Origin of the sequence: Halomonas sp. CSM-2, assembly GCF_002119345.1 — a bacterium.
GTDB lineage: Bacteria > Pseudomonadota > Gammaproteobacteria > Pseudomonadales > Halomonadaceae > Vreelandella > Vreelandella janggokensis.
Genome location: NZ_NBYR01000006.1, coordinates 38,871 through 62,073 on the forward strand (window position 1 = coordinate 38,871; position 23,203 = coordinate 62,073).

At 56.1% G+C, this 23,203-nt stretch carries 20 protein-coding genes and 1 riboswitch; of the genes, 5 read left to right on the forward strand and 15 right to left on the reverse strand.

The window, feature by feature from the left end; all coding sequences use genetic code 11:
* Window positions 1–229 precede the first annotated feature (229 nt).
* A riboswitch (TPP riboswitch) is annotated at window positions 230–390 on the forward strand.
* A gap of 89 nt (window positions 391–479) precedes the next feature.
* The 3 genes from tenA to B7L15_RS06255 all read left to right on the forward strand — a co-directional run bounded on the left by tenA (window position 480) and on the right by B7L15_RS06255 (window position 4,915).
* Window positions 480–1,148: a thiaminase II gene (gene tenA, locus B7L15_RS06245; RefSeq protein ID WP_085918277.1), complete on the forward strand. Its 669-nt coding sequence runs from the start codon at window positions 480–482 to the stop codon at window positions 1,146–1,148.
* A 26-nt stretch (window positions 1,149–1,174) separates the two neighbouring features.
* Complete coding sequence (gene thiC, locus B7L15_RS06250; protein ID WP_085918144.1) at window positions 1,175–3,064, forward strand: phosphomethylpyrimidine synthase ThiC; 1,890 nt, start codon at window positions 1,175–1,177, stop codon at window positions 3,062–3,064.
* A gap of 180 nt (window positions 3,065–3,244) precedes the next feature.
* Window positions 3,245–4,915 carry a hypothetical protein gene (locus B7L15_RS06255; protein ID WP_085918145.1) on the forward strand — a complete coding sequence of 557 codons (1,671 nt, stop codon included), beginning with the start codon at window positions 3,245–3,247 and terminating at the stop codon, window positions 4,913–4,915.
* Window positions 4,916–5,020: 105 nt separating this feature from the next.
* Here B7L15_RS06255 and B7L15_RS06260 read toward each other — a convergent pair whose 3' ends face one another.
* The 8 genes from B7L15_RS06260 to B7L15_RS06295 form a co-directional block, all read right to left on the reverse strand.
* Window positions 5,021–6,100: an NAD(P)-dependent alcohol dehydrogenase gene (locus B7L15_RS06260; RefSeq protein WP_085918146.1), complete on the reverse strand. Its 1,080-nt coding sequence runs from the start codon at window positions 6,098–6,100 to the stop codon at window positions 5,021–5,023.
* A 143-nt stretch (window positions 6,101–6,243) separates the two neighbouring features.
* A complete protein-coding gene (locus B7L15_RS06265; RefSeq protein WP_085918147.1) occupies window positions 6,244–6,429 on the reverse strand; it encodes a CsbD family protein in 186 nt (61 codons plus the stop codon).
* A gap of 150 nt (window positions 6,430–6,579) precedes the next feature.
* A complete protein-coding gene (locus B7L15_RS06270; protein ID WP_085918148.1) occupies window positions 6,580–7,656 on the reverse strand; it encodes a DUF2955 domain-containing protein in 1,077 nt (358 codons plus the stop codon).
* Between the two features lie 2 nt (window positions 7,657–7,658).
* A complete protein-coding gene (locus B7L15_RS06275) occupies window positions 7,659–8,720 on the reverse strand; it encodes an HlyD family secretion protein (protein WP_085918149.1) in 1,062 nt (353 codons plus the stop codon).
* A 127-nt stretch (window positions 8,721–8,847) separates the two neighbouring features.
* Complete coding sequence (locus B7L15_RS06280; RefSeq protein WP_085918150.1) at window positions 8,848–10,173, reverse strand: TRAP transporter large permease; 1,326 nt, start codon at window positions 10,171–10,173, stop codon at window positions 8,848–8,850.
* Window positions 10,170–10,685, reverse strand: a complete 516-nt coding sequence (locus B7L15_RS06285; RefSeq protein WP_085918151.1) for a TRAP transporter small permease subunit — start codon at window positions 10,683–10,685, stop codon at window positions 10,170–10,172. The genes B7L15_RS06280 and B7L15_RS06285 overlap by 4 nt, the downstream gene beginning before the upstream one ends.
* An 84-nt stretch (window positions 10,686–10,769) precedes the next feature.
* Complete coding sequence (locus B7L15_RS06290) at window positions 10,770–11,822, reverse strand: C4-dicarboxylate ABC transporter substrate-binding protein (RefSeq protein ID WP_085918152.1); 1,053 nt, start codon at window positions 11,820–11,822, stop codon at window positions 10,770–10,772.
* Window positions 11,823–12,000: 178 nt separating this feature from the next.
* Complete coding sequence (locus B7L15_RS06295) at window positions 12,001–12,921, reverse strand: EamA family transporter (protein WP_085918153.1); 921 nt, start codon at window positions 12,919–12,921, stop codon at window positions 12,001–12,003.
* 164 nt (window positions 12,922–13,085) lie between these two features.
* On the opposite strand from B7L15_RS06295, the gene B7L15_RS06300 reads away from it, so the two are divergent.
* Both B7L15_RS06300 and pta read left to right on the forward strand, forming a co-directional pair.
* Window positions 13,086–14,270 (forward strand): acetate/propionate family kinase, encoded by a 1,185-nt coding sequence (locus B7L15_RS06300; protein WP_085918154.1) that lies wholly within the window; start codon window positions 13,086–13,088, stop codon window positions 14,268–14,270.
* Entirely contained in the window at window positions 14,267–16,450 is a 2,184-nt protein-coding gene (gene pta / locus B7L15_RS06305) for a phosphate acetyltransferase (protein WP_085918155.1), read from the forward strand. Before B7L15_RS06300 ends, pta begins: the two co-directional genes overlap by 4 nt.
* Window positions 16,451–16,539: 89 nt before the next feature.
* Here pta and B7L15_RS06310 read toward each other — a convergent pair whose 3' ends face one another.
* The 7 genes from B7L15_RS06310 to B7L15_RS06340 all read right to left on the reverse strand — a co-directional run bounded on the left by B7L15_RS06310 (window position 16,540) and on the right by B7L15_RS06340 (window position 23,180).
* Window positions 16,540–17,145: a Yip1 family protein gene (locus tag B7L15_RS06310; RefSeq protein WP_085918156.1), complete on the reverse strand. Its 606-nt coding sequence runs from the start codon at window positions 17,143–17,145 to the stop codon at window positions 16,540–16,542.
* A 118-nt stretch (window positions 17,146–17,263) separates the two neighbouring features.
* Entirely contained in the window at window positions 17,264–18,157 is an 894-nt protein-coding gene (gene cyoE / locus B7L15_RS06315; RefSeq protein ID WP_085918157.1) for a heme o synthase, read from the reverse strand.
* Between the two features lie 5 nt (window positions 18,158–18,162).
* The gene (cyoD, locus tag B7L15_RS06320) at window positions 18,163–18,480 is read right to left on the reverse strand and encodes a cytochrome o ubiquinol oxidase subunit IV (protein WP_066316837.1); all 318 of its coding nucleotides are present in this window, start codon (window positions 18,478–18,480) and stop codon (window positions 18,163–18,165) included.
* 1 nt (window position 18,481) lies between these two features.
* The gene (gene cyoC / locus B7L15_RS06325; protein WP_085918158.1) at window positions 18,482–19,102 is read right to left on the reverse strand and encodes a cytochrome o ubiquinol oxidase subunit III; all 621 of its coding nucleotides are present in this window, start codon (window positions 19,100–19,102) and stop codon (window positions 18,482–18,484) included.
* A gap of 2 nt (window positions 19,103–19,104) precedes the next feature.
* Entirely contained in the window at window positions 19,105–21,144 is a 2,040-nt protein-coding gene (gene cyoB / locus B7L15_RS06330) for a cytochrome o ubiquinol oxidase subunit I (RefSeq protein WP_085918159.1), read from the reverse strand.
* Between the two features lie 3 nt (window positions 21,145–21,147).
* Window positions 21,148–22,104: a ubiquinol oxidase subunit II gene (gene cyoA / locus B7L15_RS06335; protein WP_085918160.1), complete on the reverse strand. Its 957-nt coding sequence runs from the start codon at window positions 22,102–22,104 to the stop codon at window positions 21,148–21,150.
* Between the two features lie 308 nt (window positions 22,105–22,412).
* A complete protein-coding gene (locus B7L15_RS06340) occupies window positions 22,413–23,180 on the reverse strand; it encodes a DeoR/GlpR family DNA-binding transcription regulator (RefSeq protein ID WP_085918161.1) in 768 nt (255 codons plus the stop codon).
* Window positions 23,181–23,203 lie beyond the last annotated feature (23 nt).

Here is a 23,203-nt window from a genome sequence, read left to right on the forward strand (position 1 = left end):
AGTTCATGTGCTTAATATCTATTGTAGATCGTGAGATTTCCATACGTCATATGACCCTAATTTAATCTAACCAACTGCTATTAAAGCTGTAAGAACCCCGACGGCTCATCAATTCGCGTAAGTTAGCCACCATCTCTGCCTCCCTCTTTATCTATCGAGCATAGTCTAATTCGACATTAACTACTTCCCCCTTGCATCTCCCCCACCCGCCTCCTAAACTCCACCAACGAACAGCTTGACGGGGTGCCGGTGATATCCGGCTGAGATGGCGCAGGGCTCGCATTTATTTGCTGCCAAGCGCTGGTCCCGCTGAACCTGATCCGGCTAATGCGCTGCTGCTCACATGAGTTGCACGCGGGTACCGGCGTAGGGATCAAGCAATGGCCTTGGCTAGCTTTCTCCCACGATCGCACGCCACCTTTCCGCGCCATTTCCTCGATCTCTCGCCTGCCCTCCGGATCATTACCACCGGAGGCATTATGGGCTACTGCTTTACCGATCTCACCAACGCTTGTCACGATGAATGGCGTGCCTATATCGAGCACGATTTCGTGCGTCAGTTGGGCACCGCCACGCTGCCCGAAGCGTCGTTTCGCCACTATTTAAAGCAGGACTACCTGTTTTTGATCCACTTCGCCCGCGCCTATGCGCTGGCCGCCTACAAAAGCCCCACCCTCGCCGATCTTCGCCAGGCCCATGAAGGCATGAAAGCCATCGTGGACGTGGAGCTGGGCCTGCACGTGGGCTTTTGCCACGAATGGGGCATCCGCGAGTCGGAGCTGGCGGAACTGCCGGAAGCCAGGGCGACGCTTGCCTATACCCGCTATGTGCTGGATACCGGCAGCCGGGGCGACCTGCTCGATTTGCACGTAGCGCTGGCCCCCTGCCTGGTCGGCTACGGCGAAATTGCCAACTGGCTTAACAACCAGACCACCACGGTGCGCGGCGAGCACAACCCCTTTGACGCCTGGATTGGCATGTACGAGAGCGAAGAGTTTCAGTCCGCCATGCGGGCGGAGCTCGAATGGCTCAATGCCCGCCTTGCCGATGTTACCCCCGCCCGCTTTGCCGAACTGAGCAAAATCTTTCGCGATGCCACCCGCCTGGAAATCGACTTCTGGCAGATGGGCCTCGACCTCACTGACTGACTGCCAACAACGACAAGGAAGCTACTATGAGCAAGACTAGCCACTTTTTAGCCGAAACCGCCCAGGTGGATGCCGCCGCCATCACGCCGCTGCCGGGCTCCCGCAAGGTGTACGTGGAAGGCTCACGGCCGGATATTCGCGTGCCGTTTCGCGAGATCACCCTCTCGCCCACCAAGACGTCCGCCGATGACGAGCAGAACCCGCCGCTGTTGGTCTACGACACCTCCGGCCCCTATACCGACCCGGAAGCCCAGATCGACCTGCGTCGCGGACTGCCGGCGTTGCGCCGCGCCTGGATTGAAGCGCGGGACGACACCGAGTTCTTGACCGGCCCTACCAGCGAGTACGGCCACCGCCGCGCCAACGACCCGACGCTTGCCCAACTGCGCTTTGATCTAACCCGGACACCACGCCGAGCAAAAGCGGGCAAGAACGTAACCCAGCTGTACTACGCCCGCCAGGGCATCATCACGCCGGAAATGGAGTTTATCGCGCTGCGGGAAAATCAGCGTCGTCAGGCGTTGGGCAATGAGGAAGTGGAGCGCATTCTCGGCCACCAGCATAAAGGTCAGAGCTTTGGCGCCAGCTTGCCCGAAGAGATCACGCCGGAATTTGTGCGCGATGAAGTCGCCCGCGGGCGGGCGATCATTCCCAATAACATCAACCACCCGGAAAGCGAGCCGATGATCATTGGCCGCAACTTCCTGGTCAAGATCAACGGCAACCTGGGCAACTCGGCGGTGACGTCTTCCATTGAGGAAGAGGTGGACAAGATGACCTGGGGCATCCGCTGGGGCGCGGACACCATCATGGACCTCTCCACCGGCCAGAACATCCACGAAACCCGCGAGTGGATCCTGCGCAACTCGCCGGTGCCGATTGGTACGGTGCCGATCTACCAGGCGCTGGAAAAGGTCAACGGCGTGGCCGAAGACCTCACCTGGGAGGTGTTCCGCGATACGCTGATCGAGCAGGCCGAACAGGGCGTGGACTACTTCACCATTCACGCGGGCGTGCTGCTGCGCTATGTCCCGCTCACCGCCAAGCGGGTCACCGGCATTGTCAGCCGCGGCGGCTCGATCATGGCCAAGTGGTGTTTGTACCATCACCAGGAGAGCTTCCTGTACACCCACTTCGAAGATATCTGCGAGATCTGCAAGCAGTACGACGTGGCGTTCTCGCTCGGGGATGGCCTGCGTCCCGGCTCGGTGGCGGATGCCAACGACGAAGCGCAAATGGCGGAGCTCAAGACCCTGGGTGAGCTGACCCATATCGCCTGGAAGCACGACGTGCAGGTGATGATCGAAGGCCCCGGCCACGTGCCCATGCACCTGGTGAAAGAGAACATGGATAAGCAGCTGGAGTACTGCGACGAGGCGCCCTTCTATACCCTCGGCCCGCTGGTGACGGATATTGCCCCCGGCTACGACCATATTACCTCGGGCATTGGGGCGGCGATGATCGGCTGGTTTGGCTGCGCGATGCTCTGCTACGTCACGCCCAAGGAGCATCTGGGACTGCCCAATAAGGACGATGTAAAAACCGGCATTATCACCTACAAAATTGCCGCCCACGCGGCGGATTTGGCCAAGGGCCACCCGGCTGCCCAGCGCCGCGATAACGCGCTCTCCAAGGCGCGCTTCGAGTTCCGCTGGGAGGACCAGTTCAACCTGGGGTTGGATCCGGACACCGCCCGCGAATACCACGATGAAACCCTGCCCAAGGACTCCGCCAAGGTAGCCCACTTCTGCTCCATGTGCGGGCCGAAGTTCTGCTCCATGAAGATCAGCCAGGAGGTACGTGATTACGCCAACGAGCACGGGCTAAACGGCGACCAGGAAGCCGTCATGAAAGGCATGGAGGAACAGGCGGAGAAGTTTCGCAATAAAGGCAGCGAGCTGTATCAGGAGGTTTAAAGCAGCGGTCTAGGGAACGACGTGGCTGAGTAAGGTGGCTCTTGAGTGTTACAAGCCTCAAGGGTCATTTTTTTACTTAAGCAGAAGATCATGAAGAAAACTTTGTGTATGGTTATCATTTATTGATTATTCAGGCCAACAACCACCTAAAACCAAAACCATTCAAGGAACGAATACCTGATGAAAACCAAACTTTCCCTGGCGGTTACCCTGATCAGCGCAGGGCTGCTCAGCGGCTGCAGTGATGACAACGCGTCAACCGAAGCAGCGACGATGCTGGATTATATCCCAGCTGATTCTCCCTACTTCATGGCCTCCAGTGACGCAATGCCTGAACAGGAGGCCTTTGATCTCTTTCAGCGCATGCAGCCTATGGCGAACCTTGAGTCTGATCTGGATGAACTGCGCGATACGCTGGCCGATATTGACGATGAAGTATCGCGCTCAATGATGAAGCTTCTGATCGCCATCGGTGAAGAGCTCGACGGTGTTGAATCACTGGATGATTTCCATGCGCTAGGCTTGAAGGTGAGCCCTCGGGGCGCCTTGTATGGACTGGGCATTTTGCCTGTATTGCGCATGCAACTGCAGGATGAAGAGGCGTTTCGCGAAACGCTTCAGCGCGTCCTGACCAAGGCGGAAATCACCCCCAGCACGGCCACCACCAACGGCACCGACTACTGGGTTCTGACACCCGAGGCGCCAGTCCAGGCGATCCTTGTCATTGAAGATCAGCAGTTGCTGATGTCGGTAGTGCCCCAGGATGCCAGTGACGAATTAATGGCGCAGGTACTGGGTAGCGATTTGCCTGACAGCAACCTCGGCGACTCTGGCGCGCTGGCAGAGCTTGAGCAGCGCCACGACTTTACCCCTTACGGCGCTGGGGAGGTCGACTTTTCACGCCTGCTTAATGAGCTCAGCTCTCCTTCCCATGCAGGTACTCAGGCATTGATGGACGCCGTTGAGGCAGAGCAATTGGATCTGTCTGCCTGTCAGGCCGATATTGACCGCATCACCAGCCGCTTCCCCGGCCTTGTGATGGGCATGCGTGAGTACAACCAAGACCGCATGGAGATGAATGTCATTCTGGAAACCGATGAAGCGATTGTCAGCGACCTGCGCGCTCTGACCACTCAGGTGCCAGGTCTTGGCAACACAGAGGGTATGGCTAGTTTCGGAATGGGCCTGAATTTACCGTTACTGCTTCAGACAGTTCAAAAATATGCCCAGGAAGTGCGTCAGAATCCCTTCAACTGTGATGAGCTGCAGGACCTGAACAGCGCCTGGAGCGAAATCAACGCGGCGATGAACAACCCGGCTACGATGATGATCGGTTCAGCGCTATCAGGTTTGAGGGCTCGCATCGACAGCCTGACAATGATCGACGGCGAACCCAGTGGCAGCGGCATCCTGACCCTTGCTTCCCCAAGCCCGATGGGGCTGGTGACGACCGCAGCCACCTTCTTGCCTGAACTGGGCGCGCTTGGGCTTGAGCCAGGCGGAGACGCCAAGCAAATCGAAAGCATGATGCTGCCGCCCGAAACACCACCGCTGTATGCCGCCATGTCCGACACGGCCATTGCCCTGGGCGCAGACATCAGCGACCCGGCGTCACTGCAGGAAGCCCTGCAAGCCCCTGCGTCAGAGCGTGACCTACTGCTTCATGGTCATCTGACCGGTGAGTTTTATCATTCCCTGGCCGATGTCATGGAGCAGGTGCCTTCCGCTGAGCTGGAAGCGTCCGATATTGACATATTCCGGCAGTATGGGGATATCTATAAGCACATGGCGTACGGGGTCAGAGTGGACGATGCAGGCGTTGAGATGAACTTCTCGCTGGAACTGGACTGATACCTGGCGGCTATTGCCGCCTGCAATAAAACCCGCTGACGGCTGTATAGCGACCGTTAGCGGGTTTTTCATTTTTGGCTCATTGCTGAACTTGGCGACTGAAACTCAGGAGACCTCGAGCGCCACTTTCAAGACGCCGTCGCGCTGATGGGAGAAAAGATCGTAGGCATCGACGATATTCTCCAGCGCGAAGCGGTGGGTAACCATGGGACCCAGATCCAGGCGGCCGGCGGCGATAATGCTCATCAGCCTGCGCATGCGCTCCTTGCCGCCCGGGCACAGCGAGGTAATGATCTTGTGGTCGCCCAGGCCCGCGCAGAATGCGCCCAACGGAATCGTCAGGTCTTCGGAGTAGACGCCGAGACTGGAGAGTGTTCCGCCGGGTTTCAGGACGCGCAGGGCTGACTCGAAGGTCTGCTGCAAGCCGAGGGCTTCGATGGCCACGTCCACGCCGCGCCCGCCGGTGAGCTTGAGGATTTCATCCACCACGTCGACCTTGCGGAAATCCAGGGTAACGTCGGCGCCCATCTGCCTGGCCATGGTCAAGCGCTCGTCCACGCCGTCAACGGCAATGATCATGCCCGCCCCGCGCAGCCTTGCGCCCGCCGTGGCGCACAGGCCAATCGGTCCCTGGGCGAATACCACCACGGTATCGCCGATCTTGATACCGCCGGCTTCAGCCCCGGCAAAGCCGGTGGACATGATGTCCGGGCACATCAGCACCTGTTCGTCGGTCAGGCCGTCGGGCACCGGCGAAAGGTTCGCCTGGGCGTCGGGCACCAGCAGGTATTCCGCCTGGGCGCCGTCGATGGTGTTACCAAAGCGCCAGCCGCCCATGGGTTTGTAGCCATGGCTGTGGTGGCCGCCATCCTGGGAGGAGCAGCCGTCCTGGCAACCATAGGAGGTAAAGCTCGGGCATATCGCCCCGGCAATCACCCGTTGGCCTTCCTGGTACCCCTGGACGTTGGCACCCAGTTTCTCGATGACACCCACGGGCTCGTGACCAATCGTCAGGCCACGTTCCACCGGGTACTCGCCTTTCAGGATATGCACATCGGTGCCGCAGATGGTCGTGGTGGTCACGCGCATCAAGGCATCGTTGGGGCCAATCTCAGGGATCGGTTTATCGTCAATCTCGATACGGCCAGGTTCAACAAAAATGGCCGCTTTCATCATGGTCGGCATGGGACGTCTCCTCAGTCGGAAAGTCGAATCACCTGACCATTACGGCACACAAGACGCCGCGCCATATTGCCCTGGATCAACCTTACCGCGCTTAAACGCCAACAGGGGGCCGAAGCCCCCTGTTAGTCGTCAGTATCATGTGGCTAGCGTTGTTTTTTCTGATTCTCCCTCAAATGACCTACGCCTTTCTGCATGCCGCCCTTTGCCTGTTGGGCTTTGCCTTTGGCTTCGGTTTTGCCGCTTCCGGTCACCTTGCCCGCCGCTTCTTTCAATTTACCGACGCTCTGACTGGCGGCCCCTTTCGCTTTGTCTTTTTTGCCACTTGCCATGATGAACACCTCTAGTCCGTTAGTGGAGAATAGTGCTGGAGACAGCGCTGGAGATATATCTGTAGACAGCGCTCAAAAAAGTAAATACTTACTTCGTTCGAGGCGCTGTCATCATCATAGTCGGTATCAAAAAAATCACCGCAATTTCTTTTAGCCCGCCGTATCGGGTAAGCGCGTGGGCGCCCAACAATTCAGTGCGACATGCAGGCAGGCCATCACCAGCAACGTTCCCAGCAGCGCCACGCTCATCGACGAAAAACGGTATAGCGCGCTATAAACGAGGTCCTGCTCAGGCCCCAACGACTGACCAAATAAAATACCCAGCGTCGTCATCCCACCAAAGCCAATGCCAGAGCCGCCGCCTTCCAGGATGTGCTCCCTTGCGAACAGCATGAGACCCAGCCAGTAGAGCAGGATGACCAGCATAAAATGGTGGCTTTGGGTATATAGCACCAGCTGCATGGCAAGCGCGAGGTTGCAACCCAGAAGCGTCCCCACGGCCCGCTTACCCGCCGACACTTTGGCGCCGCCATAACCCAGTGAGAACAACACCAGAATGGTAGCCATCTGCGCCGAGAGCGACCCTTGCAAATCAAACACTTGAAACATCACAAACGATAGCGTTGCGGTGATGCCGCCCATCAGGGTTTCGTGGCGAATTTGCTCAGCAGGTTTTAGGCCTTTGGGCGGGGGCTGTCTTGGCTCAACATCGGGAAATAGCGTGTACATCAGCATGGCGATGAACACCGCAAGCCCACTGGCCACCATATTGCTGGCCAGCAAGTCGCTCAAATCAACACTTGGATAACTGGCAAAGTGCAGCAGAATGCTTAGCGTCAACACGCCATTGGCCCCAAACAAGAACAACGGGCCTTTGGCCATGAGATAAAAGCGGAATGAGAAGATCGCCAACACGACCAACGTCATCACCACGGGCATATGCTTGAGCAGACCGACGACCAAGCTGACTTCGATTACATTGATCGAAACGTTGCCCAGAAACTGGCGCACGATATGGCCGTTCAGGATGGGCACCATGCCCAGCAGGAACATTGGAAAAACGGTGAAGAAGACACCGTAGTTCCAATCCATCAGTTGGCTGACCACAAACCCCAGCAGGCCACCGCCTGCCACCCGCAAACATTGGCGCAGGCCGTTCTCCGTTAATCCGACAGGGTGCTTATCCGCCGCCGGGCGGCTGGGCTTCAATAGCCGTAGGATTGCCATGCTCAATACACCGCGTGAAGCCAGCTGATTAAACGCGCCTGAAGCGCGGCGAATGGCTTGGCCAATAGGTGGTCGCCCGGCACCAGTTGAACAGTGGCCCGAGCACCGCTGGCCGGTAACGAAGTGAGCGGCTCGTCCAGTGTCACGTGGAGGCGTAGCCGCTGGGCATCGCGCACCCAGCGATCCGTCGTCGGAATATCGGCGAGTTGGCCATCGGCAGCCAGTTGGCCGTTACGCACGCCCGCATCAAAGGCACTGACCTGGCCTTCAAACACCTTCCCCGGCCAACTGTCGAAGACAACTTTTGCCTGATCGCCGAGGTGCACATGACGCAGGCTCTTTTCGCGGAAATCGGCAATGATATCCATCTGATTGGCCACAAGTGCCAGCGCAGGCTGCCCGGCCTGCACATAGTCGCCTGCCTGCAGTTGAAGGTTGGTGACGATCCCCGGCTGCGCAGCGCGAACTTGGGTATGCGCCATGTCCAACTGTGCTTTTTCCAGGGCGTTTTCCGCCTGGCGCAAGCGCAAATTGGCTTCGCCTTCCTTACCCAACTGTACTTCGAGGCTTTCAATATCGGCCTGGGCAGAGGCGACGGCGGACGCCGCCGTTTGCTCAGCGGCAACCTGCTGCTCGTACTGCTGGCGAGAGAGGCTGTGCCTTGCCAGCAACGCTTCACCACGACGACGCTCACCACGACGTTCCTGGGCCGTGGCCTCCGCCGATGCCAGGGTGGCACGGGCAGCGGCAAGCTCTGCCCTCAAGCGGGCATTGTCTTTCAGGGCTTGTTCGCGATTGAGCCGGGCCTCGGCGAGCGCTAACTGAAACGGCGCTGGATCCAGGCGGAACAGCACATCACCTTTGGCCACCTGCTGATGGTCGTCTACCGTCACTTCTTTAACGGGCGCGCTCAATTCAGGTGCAATGCGCGTCACCGGGCGCATCACCCGCGCTTCCGGGGTGATAGGCATAAAGCTATCGGCGATGAGAAAATACACAAACAAAAGCATAAAGGCAGCAACCGCCACCTTTACCCAGCGGGCAAAACGTTGTTCGGGGGACATGCAGGACTCATTAGCGTGTTAATGACAGCGTCAGCTTATCATTTAATTAGCGCGCTAACAATATTAATGATATTACAGCCCAACAAACATGCCGCCCTAGGGCGGCATGATGATGAACGTCAATGACTTACCAGGAAGGACCGCTCATCGCCTCAGGAAGCCAGAGCGCAATTGCCGGGAAAGCAAGGACTAGCGCCAGAACAACCAATTGCGCGATGATAAAAGGCACAACCCCTCTATACATATGCTTGAGTGTAACCTCCGGCGGTGTGATGGCTCGCAGATAGAAAATTGCGGGGGCCAAAGGCGGCGTCAAATAGCTAGTTTGCAATACCACGAGGAAGGCAACGCAAAACCAAATTTCGTCAAAGCCCAACATCCTTACAATGGGCATCGCCACTGGAATGATGATAAGCACGACTGAAATCAAGTCGAGTACAAAACCAGCAATAAAAGCAATCAGGAGAATAAGACCCAGGATCATCCATGGGTTTAAACCTGTGTCCATCAGCAGTGACTGTACGGTTGCCATACCGCCAGAGGCGAAAAATACGCCAGCGAACATACTTCCGCCCATGACGATCAATAATATCATCGCTGAAATATTCATCGTTTTAATGGCGGACTGCCATAAAACATCTCGGGTCAAATTGCGGTAGGCAATCGCTAAAACCACCGAACCTAGCGCACCACAGGCGGCAGCTTCAGTCGGTGTGGCAAGCCCCATCAAAATAGTCCCCAGGACGGTAAATATCAGCAGCATGGTTGGCAGCAAAGCGACCAACGTGATGCGCATTTTTTCTTGCCAGCTGATTTCTGGTTCGTCTTGCTCAACACGAGGAGCCATTTCCGGCCTGAAATAGGAAACACCGATGATGTAAACCAAAAACATCACGGCCATTAAAAAGCCTGGTATTAACAGACCACTGAAAAGCGATCCAACCGATACACCAGCAACAGGCCCCAGCACTACAACAGTGATAGAAGGAGGAATGGCGGTACCTAACGAACCGCTTGCGCAAATGGTTCCTGACATGAGGCTTTTACTGTAGTGATGCTTGAGCATCACAGGAATAGCGAGCATACCGATAACGGCTTCTGTTGCACCAACCACACCACTAGAAGCTGCAAACAGAGTCCCCATGATGATCGCTCCAACCCCTAAGCCACCGGGTAAGCGCCGTGTCCATATATGGATCGCTTCAAATAAGCGTTCAGCAATACCTGAACGTTCCAGCATTGCCCCCATAAAGATAAACAATGGGACAGCTGCCAGAATAGAGTTAGACGCTGTATCTTCAATTTTGGTAAGTAGCTGATAAGCTGCCACATCACCGAACTGAATAATACCAAACCCGCTGGCAACCAGGATCATTGAGAACGCAATAGGGAACCCAGCAATGATAAATGCCATTAACGCTGGAAACATCAGCAGTGCAAGATAACTACTCATGAGCCACCCTCCTCAACCTGCTTTTGGCCAAGCGCCGTCATCACAGATCGGATTAACTCAGCAAGTACCTGTAAGGCCAAAAATAAGAAACCAACAAACCACACGGTGTAGATAGGCCAGACAACAGGATTCCAGGCGGACCGCCCTGACCGTTCATTTGTCTCAAACGCTTGGAGGGCGTAGGCCGAAAGCTCCCATACAAGCCAAATAAGTAGCGGAAGGAAAAGAAAATAACCGATCGCATTGATAATAGCTTTTACGCGTTCACTGAGCTGCATGGAAACAATGTCTACGCTGACATGCTGCCGCACTCGCAGGGCATTCGACATGCCAAGCATAAAGATTGCCCCCATTACCATATAACTAACTTCAAATGCCCATAAGGTCGGACGCCCCAGCAAATAGCGACTGAAAACTTCAAACACCAAAGCCCCTATCAAGGGAAATATCAAAACAGCGCCTAGCCACCCCGACCATCGGGTTATTGACTCAATCGCGTTTATAAGCTTCATAGCGGGTATCCATTGGTCCGATAATTAGAAAGTATAAACACATAAAAGAGAGGCCTAAGGCCTCTCTTTTACTTAGCGTGGTGTTTATCGTCCCATGGTACCAATCGGCAGGCGATACTCCGGCCAAGCACTCATTGTTTCTTTAAACCCCCTTTGAGACTCTAGAACACGAGCAAACCATTCATTATCTTCAGCGTACTCGTCTTCCCATTTAGCGGTTTCTTCATAAATCGTATCAATAAAGTCTTGATCAAGGTGGACGATTTCATTCTCTCCACTAACAAGTTCTTCGTAAGCATCTAGATCATCATATGAACTCGCTAGCCAAGACTCAAAGACACTAAGCTTACCCGCTAAGCGAAGGTTATCCTGCTGGTCTTCACTAAGGCTGGTCCAGACCTCTTCATTCACCTGGCACTCTAAAAAGCCACCTGACTGGTGAACACCTGGAACGATCACGTATTGGGCAACTTCTTGAAAACCAGTGGGGCGGTTCATCTCAGGACTCCCCCACTCGGCCGCATCGATCACCCCTCGTTCAAGGGCACTGTAAATATCCCCACCCGACATGACCACTGTCGAAGCACCGAGGCGTGAAGCAAGTTCCGACCAGGCCCCTGATGTACGCAGCCGCAGCCCCTGGAAGTCCTCCAGTGTTTCAACGCGTTTATTAGAGTGAAGGAATATCTCTGTTCCCAGAATTGCACAAGGGAATGCCACAACATCGAACATATCCCGGCGATACTCTTCGTAGAGTTCAACGCCACCCCCCTGGTACATCCACATCATGAACTCTTCGGGAGTTAAACCACTGGAATGTCCTGCCAGGAGTGCTGTGGTCGGGTCAGTGCCATAATCGTAGTTGATATAATTATGGCTAATATCGGCAACACCCGATTTGACTGAATTAGTGACTTTCAGCGCACTGCCGAGCGTTCCCCCAGGAAATATTTCGATTTCAATTTCCCCGCCTGAAAGGTCATTAACGTGGTCGGCAAACATCTGAGCATCGCGCTCAAGCCAGGGCCCACCGCTCCACGGTGTCGCCATGCGCCAGTTAGTCTCAGCCGTAGCAGCGGTAGTCGCCAATCCCGCGCTCAGCCCAATAGCTAATGCAATTTTGCTTTTCCTGTACATGGTAATTCCCCTTTTCAAGAAGGTTTTTGGTTGTTCGCTGGCTGCCCGTAATAGTTATTGAATTACACACTATCAGTTTGTTGAGCGGGGAATTTGGCTCAAACTCCGATAAAATGTGCTGATACTAAGAAATGCCACGGCAGTAAAGGGCGTGCTCGGCGAGTATGCCATGCGCAGGCTAGCGACGACGGGACAAGCTCAGCACCACAATTCCCCCAACGACCACCGCCCCACCGACCAGTTGGCTGGGGCTGAGCATTTGGCCCAGGACGAAGTAACCAATCACTAACGAAGCGACGGGTTCGATATTCATTACCGGTGCGTTGCGCGCCATATTCAGTCGAGGCACAAAGATAAACAGGGTCGAAAATGCCGAGCCGTACAACAACCCCAAAAGCGCTAACCCAATCCAGCCCTGGTTAGTTTCCGGCAAGCTCATACCTCCGGGCACAATGCCGGTAAGGCCACCGATGATCATGGCGATAAACACCGTTTGCATGGTGAGCAGGCTGCGCAGGGTACTCCCCACTCTCGCGAGCCGGTGCTCCGTAGTCCAGAGAGCACAGGCGAAGGCAAACGCCGCCGTCAAACCGAAGCCGATGCCCGCCAGCCAACCGGGGCCCATATCGTCTATATTGGCGTACCAGGCGGGAATATCGAGCACCACCAGTAAGCCGATCAGAATCGTGCCCATGATCAGACAGCTGCGCAGCGTGGGTCGCGGCCCACCTAACGCCCAACTCAGCAATGCCAACTGGATCGGAAAGGTATTCACCAGTAACAGGGCAATGACCACGGGCAAGCGCGCCACGGCCGAGTACAAACAGAGGCTCTGCACCGTGATACAGAGCCCGACCGCAAGCTGCCACGGCCAGGTGCCCGGCGGCAGCCAGAGCCGCTTTTTTTGCGCAACGACCAGACAAACCAGAATCAAGCAGGCGACACCTGAGCGGGTAAGTACCGCCAGCAAAAGCCCTGTGCCATTATCGAACGCCAGTCGCGCCGAGACGTGGTTGGCCGCGAACATCGTCGCCACCGTCATTAACAGCAGGATGGCCAAGTGACGGGGTAAAACAGACGGAAGCGAGGGGGATTGCATGTTGGAAGCGGGCTCTTTTTATGATGAAACGAAGGGTGGTAATACCCAGCATGCCGGGATTGTAGCTAGAAGGCTAACGATATAGGTGCACTGACCGCCAACCTCCCATAATGTTATACTAACGTCTAATCAACCCATTGTCTCTCTATTGACAGAAGGCCTCTATGAACGCGTCGGTTCTGGTCATTAACTGCGGTTCCTCTTCCATTAAATACGCACTGATTGATGCAGACCCCAAGGCGGCACGTCTTGATGGTATTGTCGAGCGTTTGGGCAGTGCGGATGCACAGCTAAAGGGCAACGATAACGCCGGTGAGCGTTTTATCAAATCACTGCCTGGCGCCGACCATGCCGAAGCCATTAGCGCTATTCTGGATAATCTGGAAGGCCGACTGCCCTCTGCGGTGGGCCACCGTATCGTTCATGGCGGTGAACATTTCACAGAAGCGGCGCTGATTGATGAGCATGTCATCGCCGCCATTGAAACCACCGCTGCCTTGGCGCCTCTCCATAACCCGGCTAACCTGACCGGTATTGCCGCGACTCGAAACGTCTTTCCATCGCTTCCTCAGGTCGCCGTGTTTGATACCGCCTTTCATCAAACCCTGCCGCCGCGCGCCTACCGCTATGCGCTGCCAGAAGCGCTTTATACCCAGCATGGTATTCGTCGTTACGGCTTTCACGGCACCAGCCATGCCTTTGTTAGCCAGCGCGCCGGGGAGTTGAGCGACAGGGGAGCTGGCGGCTGGCTGACAGCGCACCTGGGCAACGGTTGCTCGACCAGCGCCGTGTGGCAACACCAAAGCCTGGACACCAGCATGGGGTTAACGCCGCTGGAAGGCCTGGTAATGGGGACCCGCAGCGGCGATGTCGACCCCGACCTGCACGCGCATCTTCACCGCCAGCTGGGTTGGTCGCTGGAAGAGATCGATAACGTGCTGAACAAGCAGAGCGGCCTGCTGGGGCTTTCCGGCCTGACCAACGACATGCGCGAAATCGAACAGGCCGCCGAACAGGGCCACGCGGGGGCGTCGCTGGCGGTGGAGGTTTTCTGCTACCGTATCGCCAAATCACTGGCCGGCCTGTCCTGCGCACTGCCCACCCTCGATGGCGTGATCTTCACCGGCGGCATCGGCGAAAACTCGCCCCAGGTGCGTCGCCGGGTGATTCAGCTGATGCCCCACTTCGGCTTTGCGCTGGACGACGCGGCCAACGAGGCCACGGTTCGCGGCCGGGAAGGCGCGCTGGATCGCGACGGTCATCGCGGCCCAGAAGTATGGGTCATCCCCACCGATGAGGAAGCCCGTATCGCTCTGGAAACCCGCCACTGCCTGGAGACCCAAGCATGAATACGCCCGCCGACACTCCCCAGGCCATTTTGCTGGTACCCACCAGCGAAGGGGCCGGGTTAACCTCCGCCTGTCTCGGGCTGATTCAAGCGCTGGATACCATTGGTCTCAAGGCGGGCTTCCTAAAACCGTTCATGCAGAACGAGTTGAACGGCCCGGGCCTTGATCGCTCAACGGCGCTGGTGTCCCGGGCGCTGAATCAGCGCCCGCCCTCGCCCATTTCCCAGACCCGCCTGGAGCGCCTGCTGCGCGACAACCAGACCGATGAGCTGATGGAAAACGTCATCGAGCTCTACGATCAGGTCACCCAGCAGGCTTATCGCGACGGCAGCGCACTGGATCTGGTAGTGGTCGAGGGCGTCGTCCCTACCCAGCACACCACCTACGCCACCCAGACCAATGCACAGTTGGCCAATGCATTAAATGCACGCATTATTCTGGTCGGCACCGGGGATTTAAATGAGCCTGAGGCCTTGGCGGACCAGCTAGATATGCACGCGCGCAGCTTTGGCGGCGTCAGCTCAAGCCGTACCCTGGGCGGCATTTTAATGCGTATGAAAAACTTACCTTATGATCAGGACGATGATCTTTCTGCAGCGCCGGGCACCTTTAAACCCCAGTTGGAAGAGTCGGTGCTCGCTGAACTCCGCCAGTATTCCCCTGCTCTGGCGACTGACAAGTTTCACCTGATTGGCGTTGTCCCTTACAGCAACGCCCTCAGCGCACCGCGCACGCTGGATGTCGCACGGGCACTGAAGGCAAAGATGCTGAACGAAGGCGAGGCCCTCAGTCGCAGGGTGCTTTCCACCAGCCTATGCGCCCGAAGTGCCGCCAATGCATTGCATATTTTCACGCCGGGTAGCCTGGTCGTGGCGTCTGGCGACCGCGACGACGTGATACTGGCTTCTGCGCTTGCCACCATGAACGGCACTCGGCTGGCAGGCGTACTGCTGACCAATGGCTTTATGCCTAACGACAACATGATTGAAATGTGTCGACCAGCGCTGAAAACCGGCCTCCCTGTGCTCGCCGTCGATACCGACAGCCTGACCACCGCCCAGAACTTGAGCCAGTTGAGTAACGAAATTCCCATGGACGATTTCGAGCGCGCAGAGAAGGTGGCCCGTTATGTCGCAGCTCACATCGACCTGGAATGGTTAAAGACCCATCTCAGTCGCGGCTACACGCATCGTCTTTCGCCCTCGGCGTTTCGTCACCAACTGGTCAAGCTCGCCCAGCACGCCAAGAAACGTATTGTGCTGCCTGAAGGCGACGAGCCACGCACCATCGAAGCAGCGATTATCTGTCAACGCCGCGGCATCGCCAACTGTGTGCTGCTGGGTAAACGCGATGACATTGACAACATCGCCCGCAACCGCGGCCTGACGTTGCCAGAAGAGCTGACCATCATCGACCCGGAAAGCACCCGCGCACATTACATCGCGCCCATGGTCGACCGCCGGCGCGGCAAGCTCAACGAGTTAACCGCCGAGGCCCAGTTGCAGGACAATGTCGTGCTCGGCACCATGATGCTGCAGCTGGATGAAGTCGATGGCTTGGTATCAGGGGCGATACACACTACGGCCAATACCGTACGCCCTGCGTTCCAACTGATTAAAACCGCGCCAGAATATCATCAGGTCTCGTCGATATTCTTCATGCTGCTGCCGGAGCAGGTAGTGGTCTATGGTGATTGCGCCGTGAACCCCGACCCGGACGCTGAAACGCTGGCCGAGATCGCCCTGCAGAGCGCCCGTTCTGCCGAAGCCTTTGGTATCGAACCACGCGTCGCGATGATCAGCTACTCGACTGGCGACTCAGGTACCGGGGCCGATGTCGACAAGGTGCGCGAGGCGACGCGCATTGCCCAGCAACGCGCACCACACTTACTCATTGATGGTCCGCTTCAATACGACGCTGCCGCGATCGAAAGCGTCGGCAAACAGAAGGCTCCTGACTCGCCTGTGGCGGGCAAGGCCACGGTGTTTGTCTTCCCGGATCTCAATACCGGCAATACCACTTACAAAGCCGTTCAACGTAGCGCACGGGTGGTCAGCGTTGGCCCCATGCTGCAGGGCCTGAACAAGCCGGTGAACGACCTCTCACGTGGCGCGCTGGTCGATGATATCGTTTATACCATTGCCCTCACCGCCATTCAGGCCAGTCAACGACTCGCCTGACTCACCAACGCAAGCTGCCACCTTATCGTTGACGATGAGGTGGCAGGCATTAAATGACTGAAGACATACAGAAGGCATGTCGACACTGGCTATTGCAGAATACTCAGGATTATCCGCTCACCGTAGCCCCACAGCAGTACCGTCGCTGCCAGCAGCATCTCCAATACCAGCACCCCAATTGCCAACGTCGCGCTGGAAACGATAAACCCCTGCTCATCAGAGATATCCAGGAAGTTCGGTATCCCCACGTAGAGCAGATAACCCGACCAGCAAAGTCCGATCACACCGGCCAGCAGGCAGAGCCATACAATGGGATAAAGCGCCACAACGCCGCTGAGCAACATGGGGGTAGCGACATAGCCTGCAAATTTTACGCAGCGGCGACGGTTCGGGGGGTCAACAAAACGTTGTGCCATCCAGTGGATAACATTGCCCATGAAAAACACGGCCGCCAGAATGACCAGGTAGAAAACGATGCCCGCATAAAAGGCGTCCAGCAAACCCAACTGAATGGTGCGCTCAGCACCGAGTCCCCAGCCAAACTGAGTGGTGCCAATGAAGGAACAGACTACGGGTACTGCGCTTAGAATCAGCACATGATGGGCATAAAGATGAAACACCGTTTCGTGCTCATCGTGCATTTGTTTCCATTCGCGCTGAGGGTGGGCCATCAAGCCCCAGACGTGTGTCAGCATGGGTACGCCTCCTACTGTCCTTTTTATTCTAACCGACGGGATAGCCGGTCAAACCCGCATCGGGCTTATAGACAGTATAGACAGGAGCATTGCACTCCTGCCTAATTTCTGACGTACTTCATAACCAACGGTCTAACAACGGAGGTAACGACAGCAGGCTGGCATCCAGCGACATGGCAACACTAAGCGCCGTAATCGCCAGAATCGATACACCAAAAACGCGCCTGGCCCAGCGGACATCATCGCTTCCGTGATAGCCCTGCACGGCTTGGTAAAGCCAATAGCTTCCCATCACCAATGCCACGATCAGATAGCCAACGCCAGCATAGCCAGCCAACGCTAATGCCAATGACGCGGCAATGAACGCCACAATATAGCCAAGGATGTAGCGGCGAGCCGAGGCAATACCGCGAACGACTGGCAGGACCGGAATTGAAGCGGCGCGATAATCATCCATCCGGAAAATAGCGATCGCATAGGAATGCGGCATTTGCCATAGGCAGAAAATCAACAGCAGCGTCAGTGCGCCTGCGTCCAGCTGGTTCGTCACGGCGCAGTAACCCACCACCGGCGGTATTGCGCCAGATAGGCTCCCCACCAGGGTCCCGAACTCTGAGTGGCGCTTCATGTAAAGGCTATAGGCTCCGACATAAATGGCATAGCCAAAGCCTGCGAGGGCCACCGTCAAACCATTAGTGCCCAGTGCCAACACGGTAAAACCGGCAATACCCAGCAATGTCGCAAAGCAAAGTGCCGCAAACGGCGTGATGCGGCCCTGAACCAGAGCCCGTGTACGCGTGCGGCTCATCACCGCATCGATATCGCGATCGATCACGTTATTAAAGGCACAGCCCGACGCAATGACCAGCGCCAGGCCCACCACCGCGCTCATGAATAGCAGCAGGTCAAAATCGCCGCGGGCGGCTAAAAAATAGCCGCCCATCACCGAAATGGTATTGCCACCAATGATACCCGGTTTGGTGAGGGCGAAATAATCGCCCATCTTTGCCATAAACGTTACCCGATGTGCAGATTGAGGTGCAGGTGATGCATGATCCACAACGAACCTCCAACAACCAGGCCGAGAATAATCAAGGTGAAGACGAAAGACATGAAATTCCAGCCTTCCTCCTGCTTGGTGTCCATGTGCATGAACATCACAAGCTGCACCAATATCTGGGCGACGGCAGTGATCACGATCGTCCAGACGGTGGCATTCATGCTCAGCGCGCCGCTCATTACCGCCGCGAACGGGATAATGGTCAGCACGATGGAGAGAATCAGCCCCGTCACATAAGACTTGACGCTGCCGTGTGCAGTGGGTGAGTCCTTCATATTACAGAGCCCCCATCAGGTAGACGAATGAGAATACACAAATCCACACGATATCCAGAAAGTGCCAGAACAAGCTTAGACACAAAATACGCGGACGCGTCATATCGTTCAGACCCTTGGTACGCAGCTGATAGAGTACCACCAGGATCCAGACCAGCCCGAAGGTTACGTGCAGACCGTGTGTGCCAACCAGTGTAAAGAAGGCAGACAAGAAGGCGCTGCGATCAGGGCCATAGCCGAGATGTATGAGATGCTGGAACTCATAAATCTCCATGGCGATAAAGGCTGCCCCCAGCACGAAGGTGATCCAAAGCCATTTCTTGACCTTGTCGACCTTCTCGGCGGTCATTGCCAGCACCGCCATCCCATAGGTAAAACTACTGATCAGCAGTGCAAAGGTACCGGCCAGAATCAGTGGTAGATCAAAGATCTCTGAGCCGTCGGGTCCACCGGCCGTGCCCCGAAGGAGCACGGCAAAGGTAGCGAATAGTGTTCCGAAGATCACCAAATCGCTCATCAGGTAAACCCAGAAACCGAACACCTTGATGCTGCCGGTATCGTGGTGATCATGCGTCTCGGGATGAGCGTGATCGTCGTGGTTACTTACTGCTTCGTTCGCCATGGTTACCCCTGCATCCGGACCTGTAGATGAGACGCTTCTTCGGGATGCTGCTTCAACCACTCCCGATACTCTTCGAGGCGCTGTTTATGTGCAGTCTCAATACGTTCGACTTCAGCCGCTGGCACGTAGTAATCAATGTCGTCATTGGCAACGCGTGCGATGAAGGCGACAAACATACCGATACCACCGACAATCGCCAGCCACCAGATGTGCCATACCAGGGCAAAGCCAAAGATCATCGAGAACAGACTGATCACCGGTCCCGCAATAGTATTCCGCGGCATGTGGATGTCCTGATAAGGACCGCTGCTGATCGCATCACGACCTTCCTGCTTCTGGCGCCAGAAGTCATCGATACCGCTGATTTTCGGCAGATGCGCAAAGTTGTAGAACGGCGCAGGAGAGGACGTTGCCCACTCGAGGGTACGGCCATCCCAGGGGTCACCGCTCATGTCGGCATACTGCATGCTATGACGATTCTTAATGCTGACCGCCACCATGATCAGGGTCGACAAGATACCCATCAGGATGATGCAGGCGCCGATAAAGGCGACGATCATCATCGGCTGCCACTCAGTGGGTCCGTAAGACGACATGCGACGCACGGCCCCATCGAAGCTGAGCACGTAGAGCGGCATAAAGGCCATGAGAAAGCCGATCAACCAGCACCAGAAGCTGCGCTTGCCCCACTTTTCGTCGAGCTTGAAGCCAAACGCCTTCGGGAACCAGTAGTACATTCCCGCCATCATGCCGAACACCACGCCGCCAATAATCACGTTGTGGAAGTGGGCGATAACGAACAGGCTGTTATGCAGCACAAAGTTAGCGGCCGGCACCGATAGCATGACGCCGGTCATACCACCGATGGTAAAGACGATGATGAAACCGATGAGCCACAGCATGGGCACGGACAGCTCGATACTGCCGCGATACATGGTGAACAGCCAGTTGAATACCTTCACGCCCGTGGGGATGGCGATGATCATCGTCATGATGCCGAAGAAGGCATTGACGTTGGCCCCCGCCCCCATGGTGAAGAAGTGGTGCAGCCACACGACAAACGACAGAATCGTAATCGCGACGGTGGCCCATACCATGGTGTGGTAGCCGAACAGCCGTTTGCGGGCGTACGTCGCCACGACTTCAGAGAACACGCCGAAGGCCGGCAGAATCAGGATGTACACCTCAGGATGGCCCCAGGCCCAGATGAGGTTGACGTACATCATCACGTTGCCGCCAAGATCGTTGGTGAAGAAGTTCATCCCCAGGTAGCGATCAAGGGTCAGCAGCGCAATCGTCGCGGTCAGAATCGGGAACGACGCGATGATCAGCACGTTGGCGCACAGCGACGTCCAGGTGAAGATCGGCATGCGGAACATTTTCATGCCCGGCGCACGCATTTTCAGGATCGTCACGAAGAAGTTGATCCCCGTCAAGGTGGTACCCACCCCGGATATCTGCAACGCCCATATCCAGTAGTCGACCCCGACCCCGGGACTGTACTCAATCCCCGAGAGAGGTGCATAGGCCAACCAGCCGGTCGTACCAAACTCGCCGATAAACAGAGATAGGTTGACAATCATCGCACCGGATACAAACAACCAGAAACTGAGGTTGTTCAGGAACGGGTAGGCGACGTCGCGCGCACCGATCTGCAGCGGCACGATCAGGTTCATCAAACCGATGACCATGGGCATGGCCACGAAGAAGATCATGATCACGCCATGGGTCGTGAACAGCTGGTCGTAGTGCTCCGGCGGCAGGAAGCCTTCTGCCCCGCCAGAGGCAATCGCCAACTGGGCACGCATCATCAGCGCTTCACCAATACCGCGGATCAGCATCACCAGTGCCACGATGAAATACATGATCCCGATCTTTTTATGATCGACCGAGGTTACCCACTCACTCCACAGGTAGCCCCACTTGCGGAAGTAGGTAACACCCCCTAACACTACCGCTCCGCCCAAGGCGGTCATGATCATCAGCGATACGATAATGGGATCGTAAAAGGGGATCGAGTCTAAACCGAGTTTTCCAAACATAGTTTACTCCGCTGCCTCCGCGTTCATCGCCATATCGCCGTCCTGCTCTTGATGATCGCTATTGGCATGTTTGTATCCGGTCTCATCAGGCAACACCTCAACAGGCTCACCGCTGTGGTAAACGTTCAGGATGTCGTCATAGAGGGTTGGCGATACTTCAGAGAAGTACTCGACCGGATGATTACGGCTTGGCTTCAACAGCTCGTTATAGCCATCGTCGAAGCTTATCGATTTGGAGGACGCTTTGACTTCTGCCACCCACTCATCGAAGCCTTCTTCCGATGTCGCATGCGCGTCAAAGGTCATGCCCGAGAAGCCCGAACCACTGTAGTTGGTAGAACGACCTGGGTAAGTGCCTTCCTCGTCTGCAATCAGATGGACGTCGTTATCCATACCCGCCATGGCATAGATCTGGCTGCCAAGCTCAGGAATGAAGAACGAATTCATCACTGACGCGGAGCTGACCCGGAAACGTACGGGCGTATCCGTGGGGAACGCTACCTCGTTGACCGTGGCAACGCCTTGCTCGGGATAGATGAACAGCCACTTCCAATCCATGGCCACAGCCTGGATTTCAAGCGTTTCTTCACCTTCCTCAGCAATGGACTTATGCGGATCCAGGCTGTTCGAGGTGTACCACGTCAACCCCGCGAGGAAGAGAACGATGACGCATGGAATCAGCCACACCACCACTTCAACCCAGGTGTTGTGAGCCCAGTCAGGCGTGTAGGCGGCCTTGTGGTTACTGCGACGATAGCGCCATGCGAAGAACAGCGTCATCCCGATAACGGGAAGCACGACGATCTGCATAATGCCAAAGGCTGTCAGAATCAGGGTGCGTTGCTCTTCGCCGATCTGACCCTTAGGATCCATCAGCGCCGAGCTACAACCACCCAGCAATAAAAATAAAGAAAGCAACAGTAGAATACCTGCCGCTTTGGCGTAGAGGTTTTTTCTCATGTTACGACCTCGTCAGGGCTGGGAGGCAAACATTGTAAACAAGCTGCCATTCTGGATAGCGAGCTAACAAAATCTCTTGAGCAAACGCAGTCGATAAGCAGGTGCTTAACGTCGACGTCTGATCGCGAGAGAGGATCGTTCGGCAGGCTAACACCGAACACAGTTACCGCAGACGAAGGCTATTCTCGCATCAATGACGCAGAAGAGAAGAGACGATTTGCCGCAGGTAAACGCCGCGGATTCTGCCACGATTGGTCCACGGCTTAAAGGTAACTTGGCAAATTTAATCCAAAAAACGACGCTAGAGGCTATGGCGCAGTGATCGTCGGGTGAGCGCTGTGCGCATCGCGCAGCAAGGCCGGGGCGCCCTCCTCGTCGGTGACAATGACGTCAAACTCACTCACTGACGCAAAGTACGCCGGTCGTACCACACCGAATTTACTGGCATCTACGACCAATAGACGCCGCATGGCCGACGCCATCGCCGCCTGCTTGGGCAGCACCTCATGGAAATGGAAGCAACTCACTCCACGCTGCATATCGACACCCGCCGCCGAAATAAATGCCTTGTTAATACCCAGCCGCTCGATGGACTCGGCCATGGTGTCACTGGCAAAAGACTGCGACGCCGGATAAAACAAGCCACCCAGCAACACCAGTCGCACGTTCGGCAAGGGTGCGACAGCATTCGCGATGTTGAGGGCATAGGTAATCACTGTCAGTTCCTGAAAGCCCCCCAGCTGATTCATCAGCGGCATCAATGTCGAGCCACAATCAACAAACAGCGTATCGCCATCCTCTATGAAACGTTGAGCACGTTGGCACAGGCGACTTTTCGCCTGGTAGTGGCTGGCCTGTTGCTCGGTCAAGTCATATACCGGCGTAACTCCCGGTGTATGCGCCATGACTAGCCGACCACCAAGCAGGCTGATCACTTGAGGATAGGCATTTACATCCCGCCGGATGGTCATTTCGGACACACCGCACAGCTCGGCTGCATCGCGCAGATGCAGCGTCCCGCCGCTTGCTAGCGCCTCTTGCAACGTTGCCAAGCGCAACGCGCTTCGGTCTTTCATTGACAGCTTCTCCTGGTAACGGC

What these genes read in the sequence shown, in the direction of transcription:
- tenA (WP_085918277.1), top strand. Translation starts at nt 480, where the DNA reads ATGGGCTACTGCTTTACCGATCTCACCAACGCTTGTCACGATGAATGG.
- thiC (WP_085918144.1), top strand. Translation starts at nt 1,175, where the DNA reads ATGAGCAAGACTAGCCACTTTTTAGCCGAAACCGCCCAGGTGGATGCC.
- B7L15_RS06255 (WP_085918145.1), top strand. Translation starts at nt 3,245, where the DNA reads ATGAAAACCAAACTTTCCCTGGCGGTTACCCTGATCAGCGCAGGGCTG.
- B7L15_RS06260 (WP_085918146.1), bottom strand. Translation starts at nt 6,100, where the DNA reads ATGCCGACCATGATGAAAGCGGCCATTTTTGTTGAACCTGGCCGTATC.
- B7L15_RS06265 (WP_085918147.1), bottom strand. Translation starts at nt 6,429, where the DNA reads ATGGCAAGTGGCAAAAAAGACAAAGCGAAAGGGGCCGCCAGTCAGAGC.
- B7L15_RS06270 (WP_085918148.1), bottom strand. Translation starts at nt 7,656, where the DNA reads ATGGCAATCCTACGGCTATTGAAGCCCAGCCGCCCGGCGGCGGATAAG.
- B7L15_RS06275 (WP_085918149.1), bottom strand. Translation starts at nt 8,720, where the DNA reads ATGTCCCCCGAACAACGTTTTGCCCGCTGGGTAAAGGTGGCGGTTGCT.
- B7L15_RS06280 (WP_085918150.1), bottom strand. Translation starts at nt 10,173, where the DNA reads ATGAGTAGTTATCTTGCACTGCTGATGTTTCCAGCGTTAATGGCATTT.
- B7L15_RS06285 (WP_085918151.1), bottom strand. Translation starts at nt 10,685, where the DNA reads ATGAAGCTTATAAACGCGATTGAGTCAATAACCCGATGGTCGGGGTGG.
- B7L15_RS06290 (WP_085918152.1), bottom strand. Translation starts at nt 11,822, where the DNA reads ATGTACAGGAAAAGCAAAATTGCATTAGCTATTGGGCTGAGCGCGGGA.
- B7L15_RS06295 (WP_085918153.1), bottom strand. Translation starts at nt 12,921, where the DNA reads ATGCAATCCCCCTCGCTTCCGTCTGTTTTACCCCGTCACTTGGCCATC.
- B7L15_RS06300 (WP_085918154.1), top strand. Translation starts at nt 13,086, where the DNA reads ATGAACGCGTCGGTTCTGGTCATTAACTGCGGTTCCTCTTCCATTAAA.
- pta (WP_085918155.1), top strand. Translation starts at nt 14,267, where the DNA reads ATGAATACGCCCGCCGACACTCCCCAGGCCATTTTGCTGGTACCCACC.
- B7L15_RS06310 (WP_085918156.1), bottom strand. Translation starts at nt 17,145, where the DNA reads ATGCTGACACACGTCTGGGGCTTGATGGCCCACCCTCAGCGCGAATGG.
- cyoE (WP_085918157.1), bottom strand. Translation starts at nt 18,157, where the DNA reads ATGGCAAAGATGGGCGATTATTTCGCCCTCACCAAACCGGGTATCATT.
- cyoD (WP_066316837.1), bottom strand. Translation starts at nt 18,480, where the DNA reads ATGAAGGACTCACCCACTGCACACGGCAGCGTCAAGTCTTATGTGACG.
- cyoC (WP_085918158.1), bottom strand. Translation starts at nt 19,102, where the DNA reads ATGGCGAACGAAGCAGTAAGTAACCACGACGATCACGCTCATCCCGAG.
- cyoB (WP_085918159.1), bottom strand. Translation starts at nt 21,144, where the DNA reads ATGTTTGGAAAACTCGGTTTAGACTCGATCCCCTTTTACGATCCCATT.
- cyoA (WP_085918160.1), bottom strand. Translation starts at nt 22,104, where the DNA reads ATGAGAAAAAACCTCTACGCCAAAGCGGCAGGTATTCTACTGTTGCTT.
- B7L15_RS06340 (WP_085918161.1), bottom strand. Translation starts at nt 23,180, where the DNA reads ATGAAAGACCGAAGCGCGTTGCGCTTGGCAACGTTGCAAGAGGCGCTA.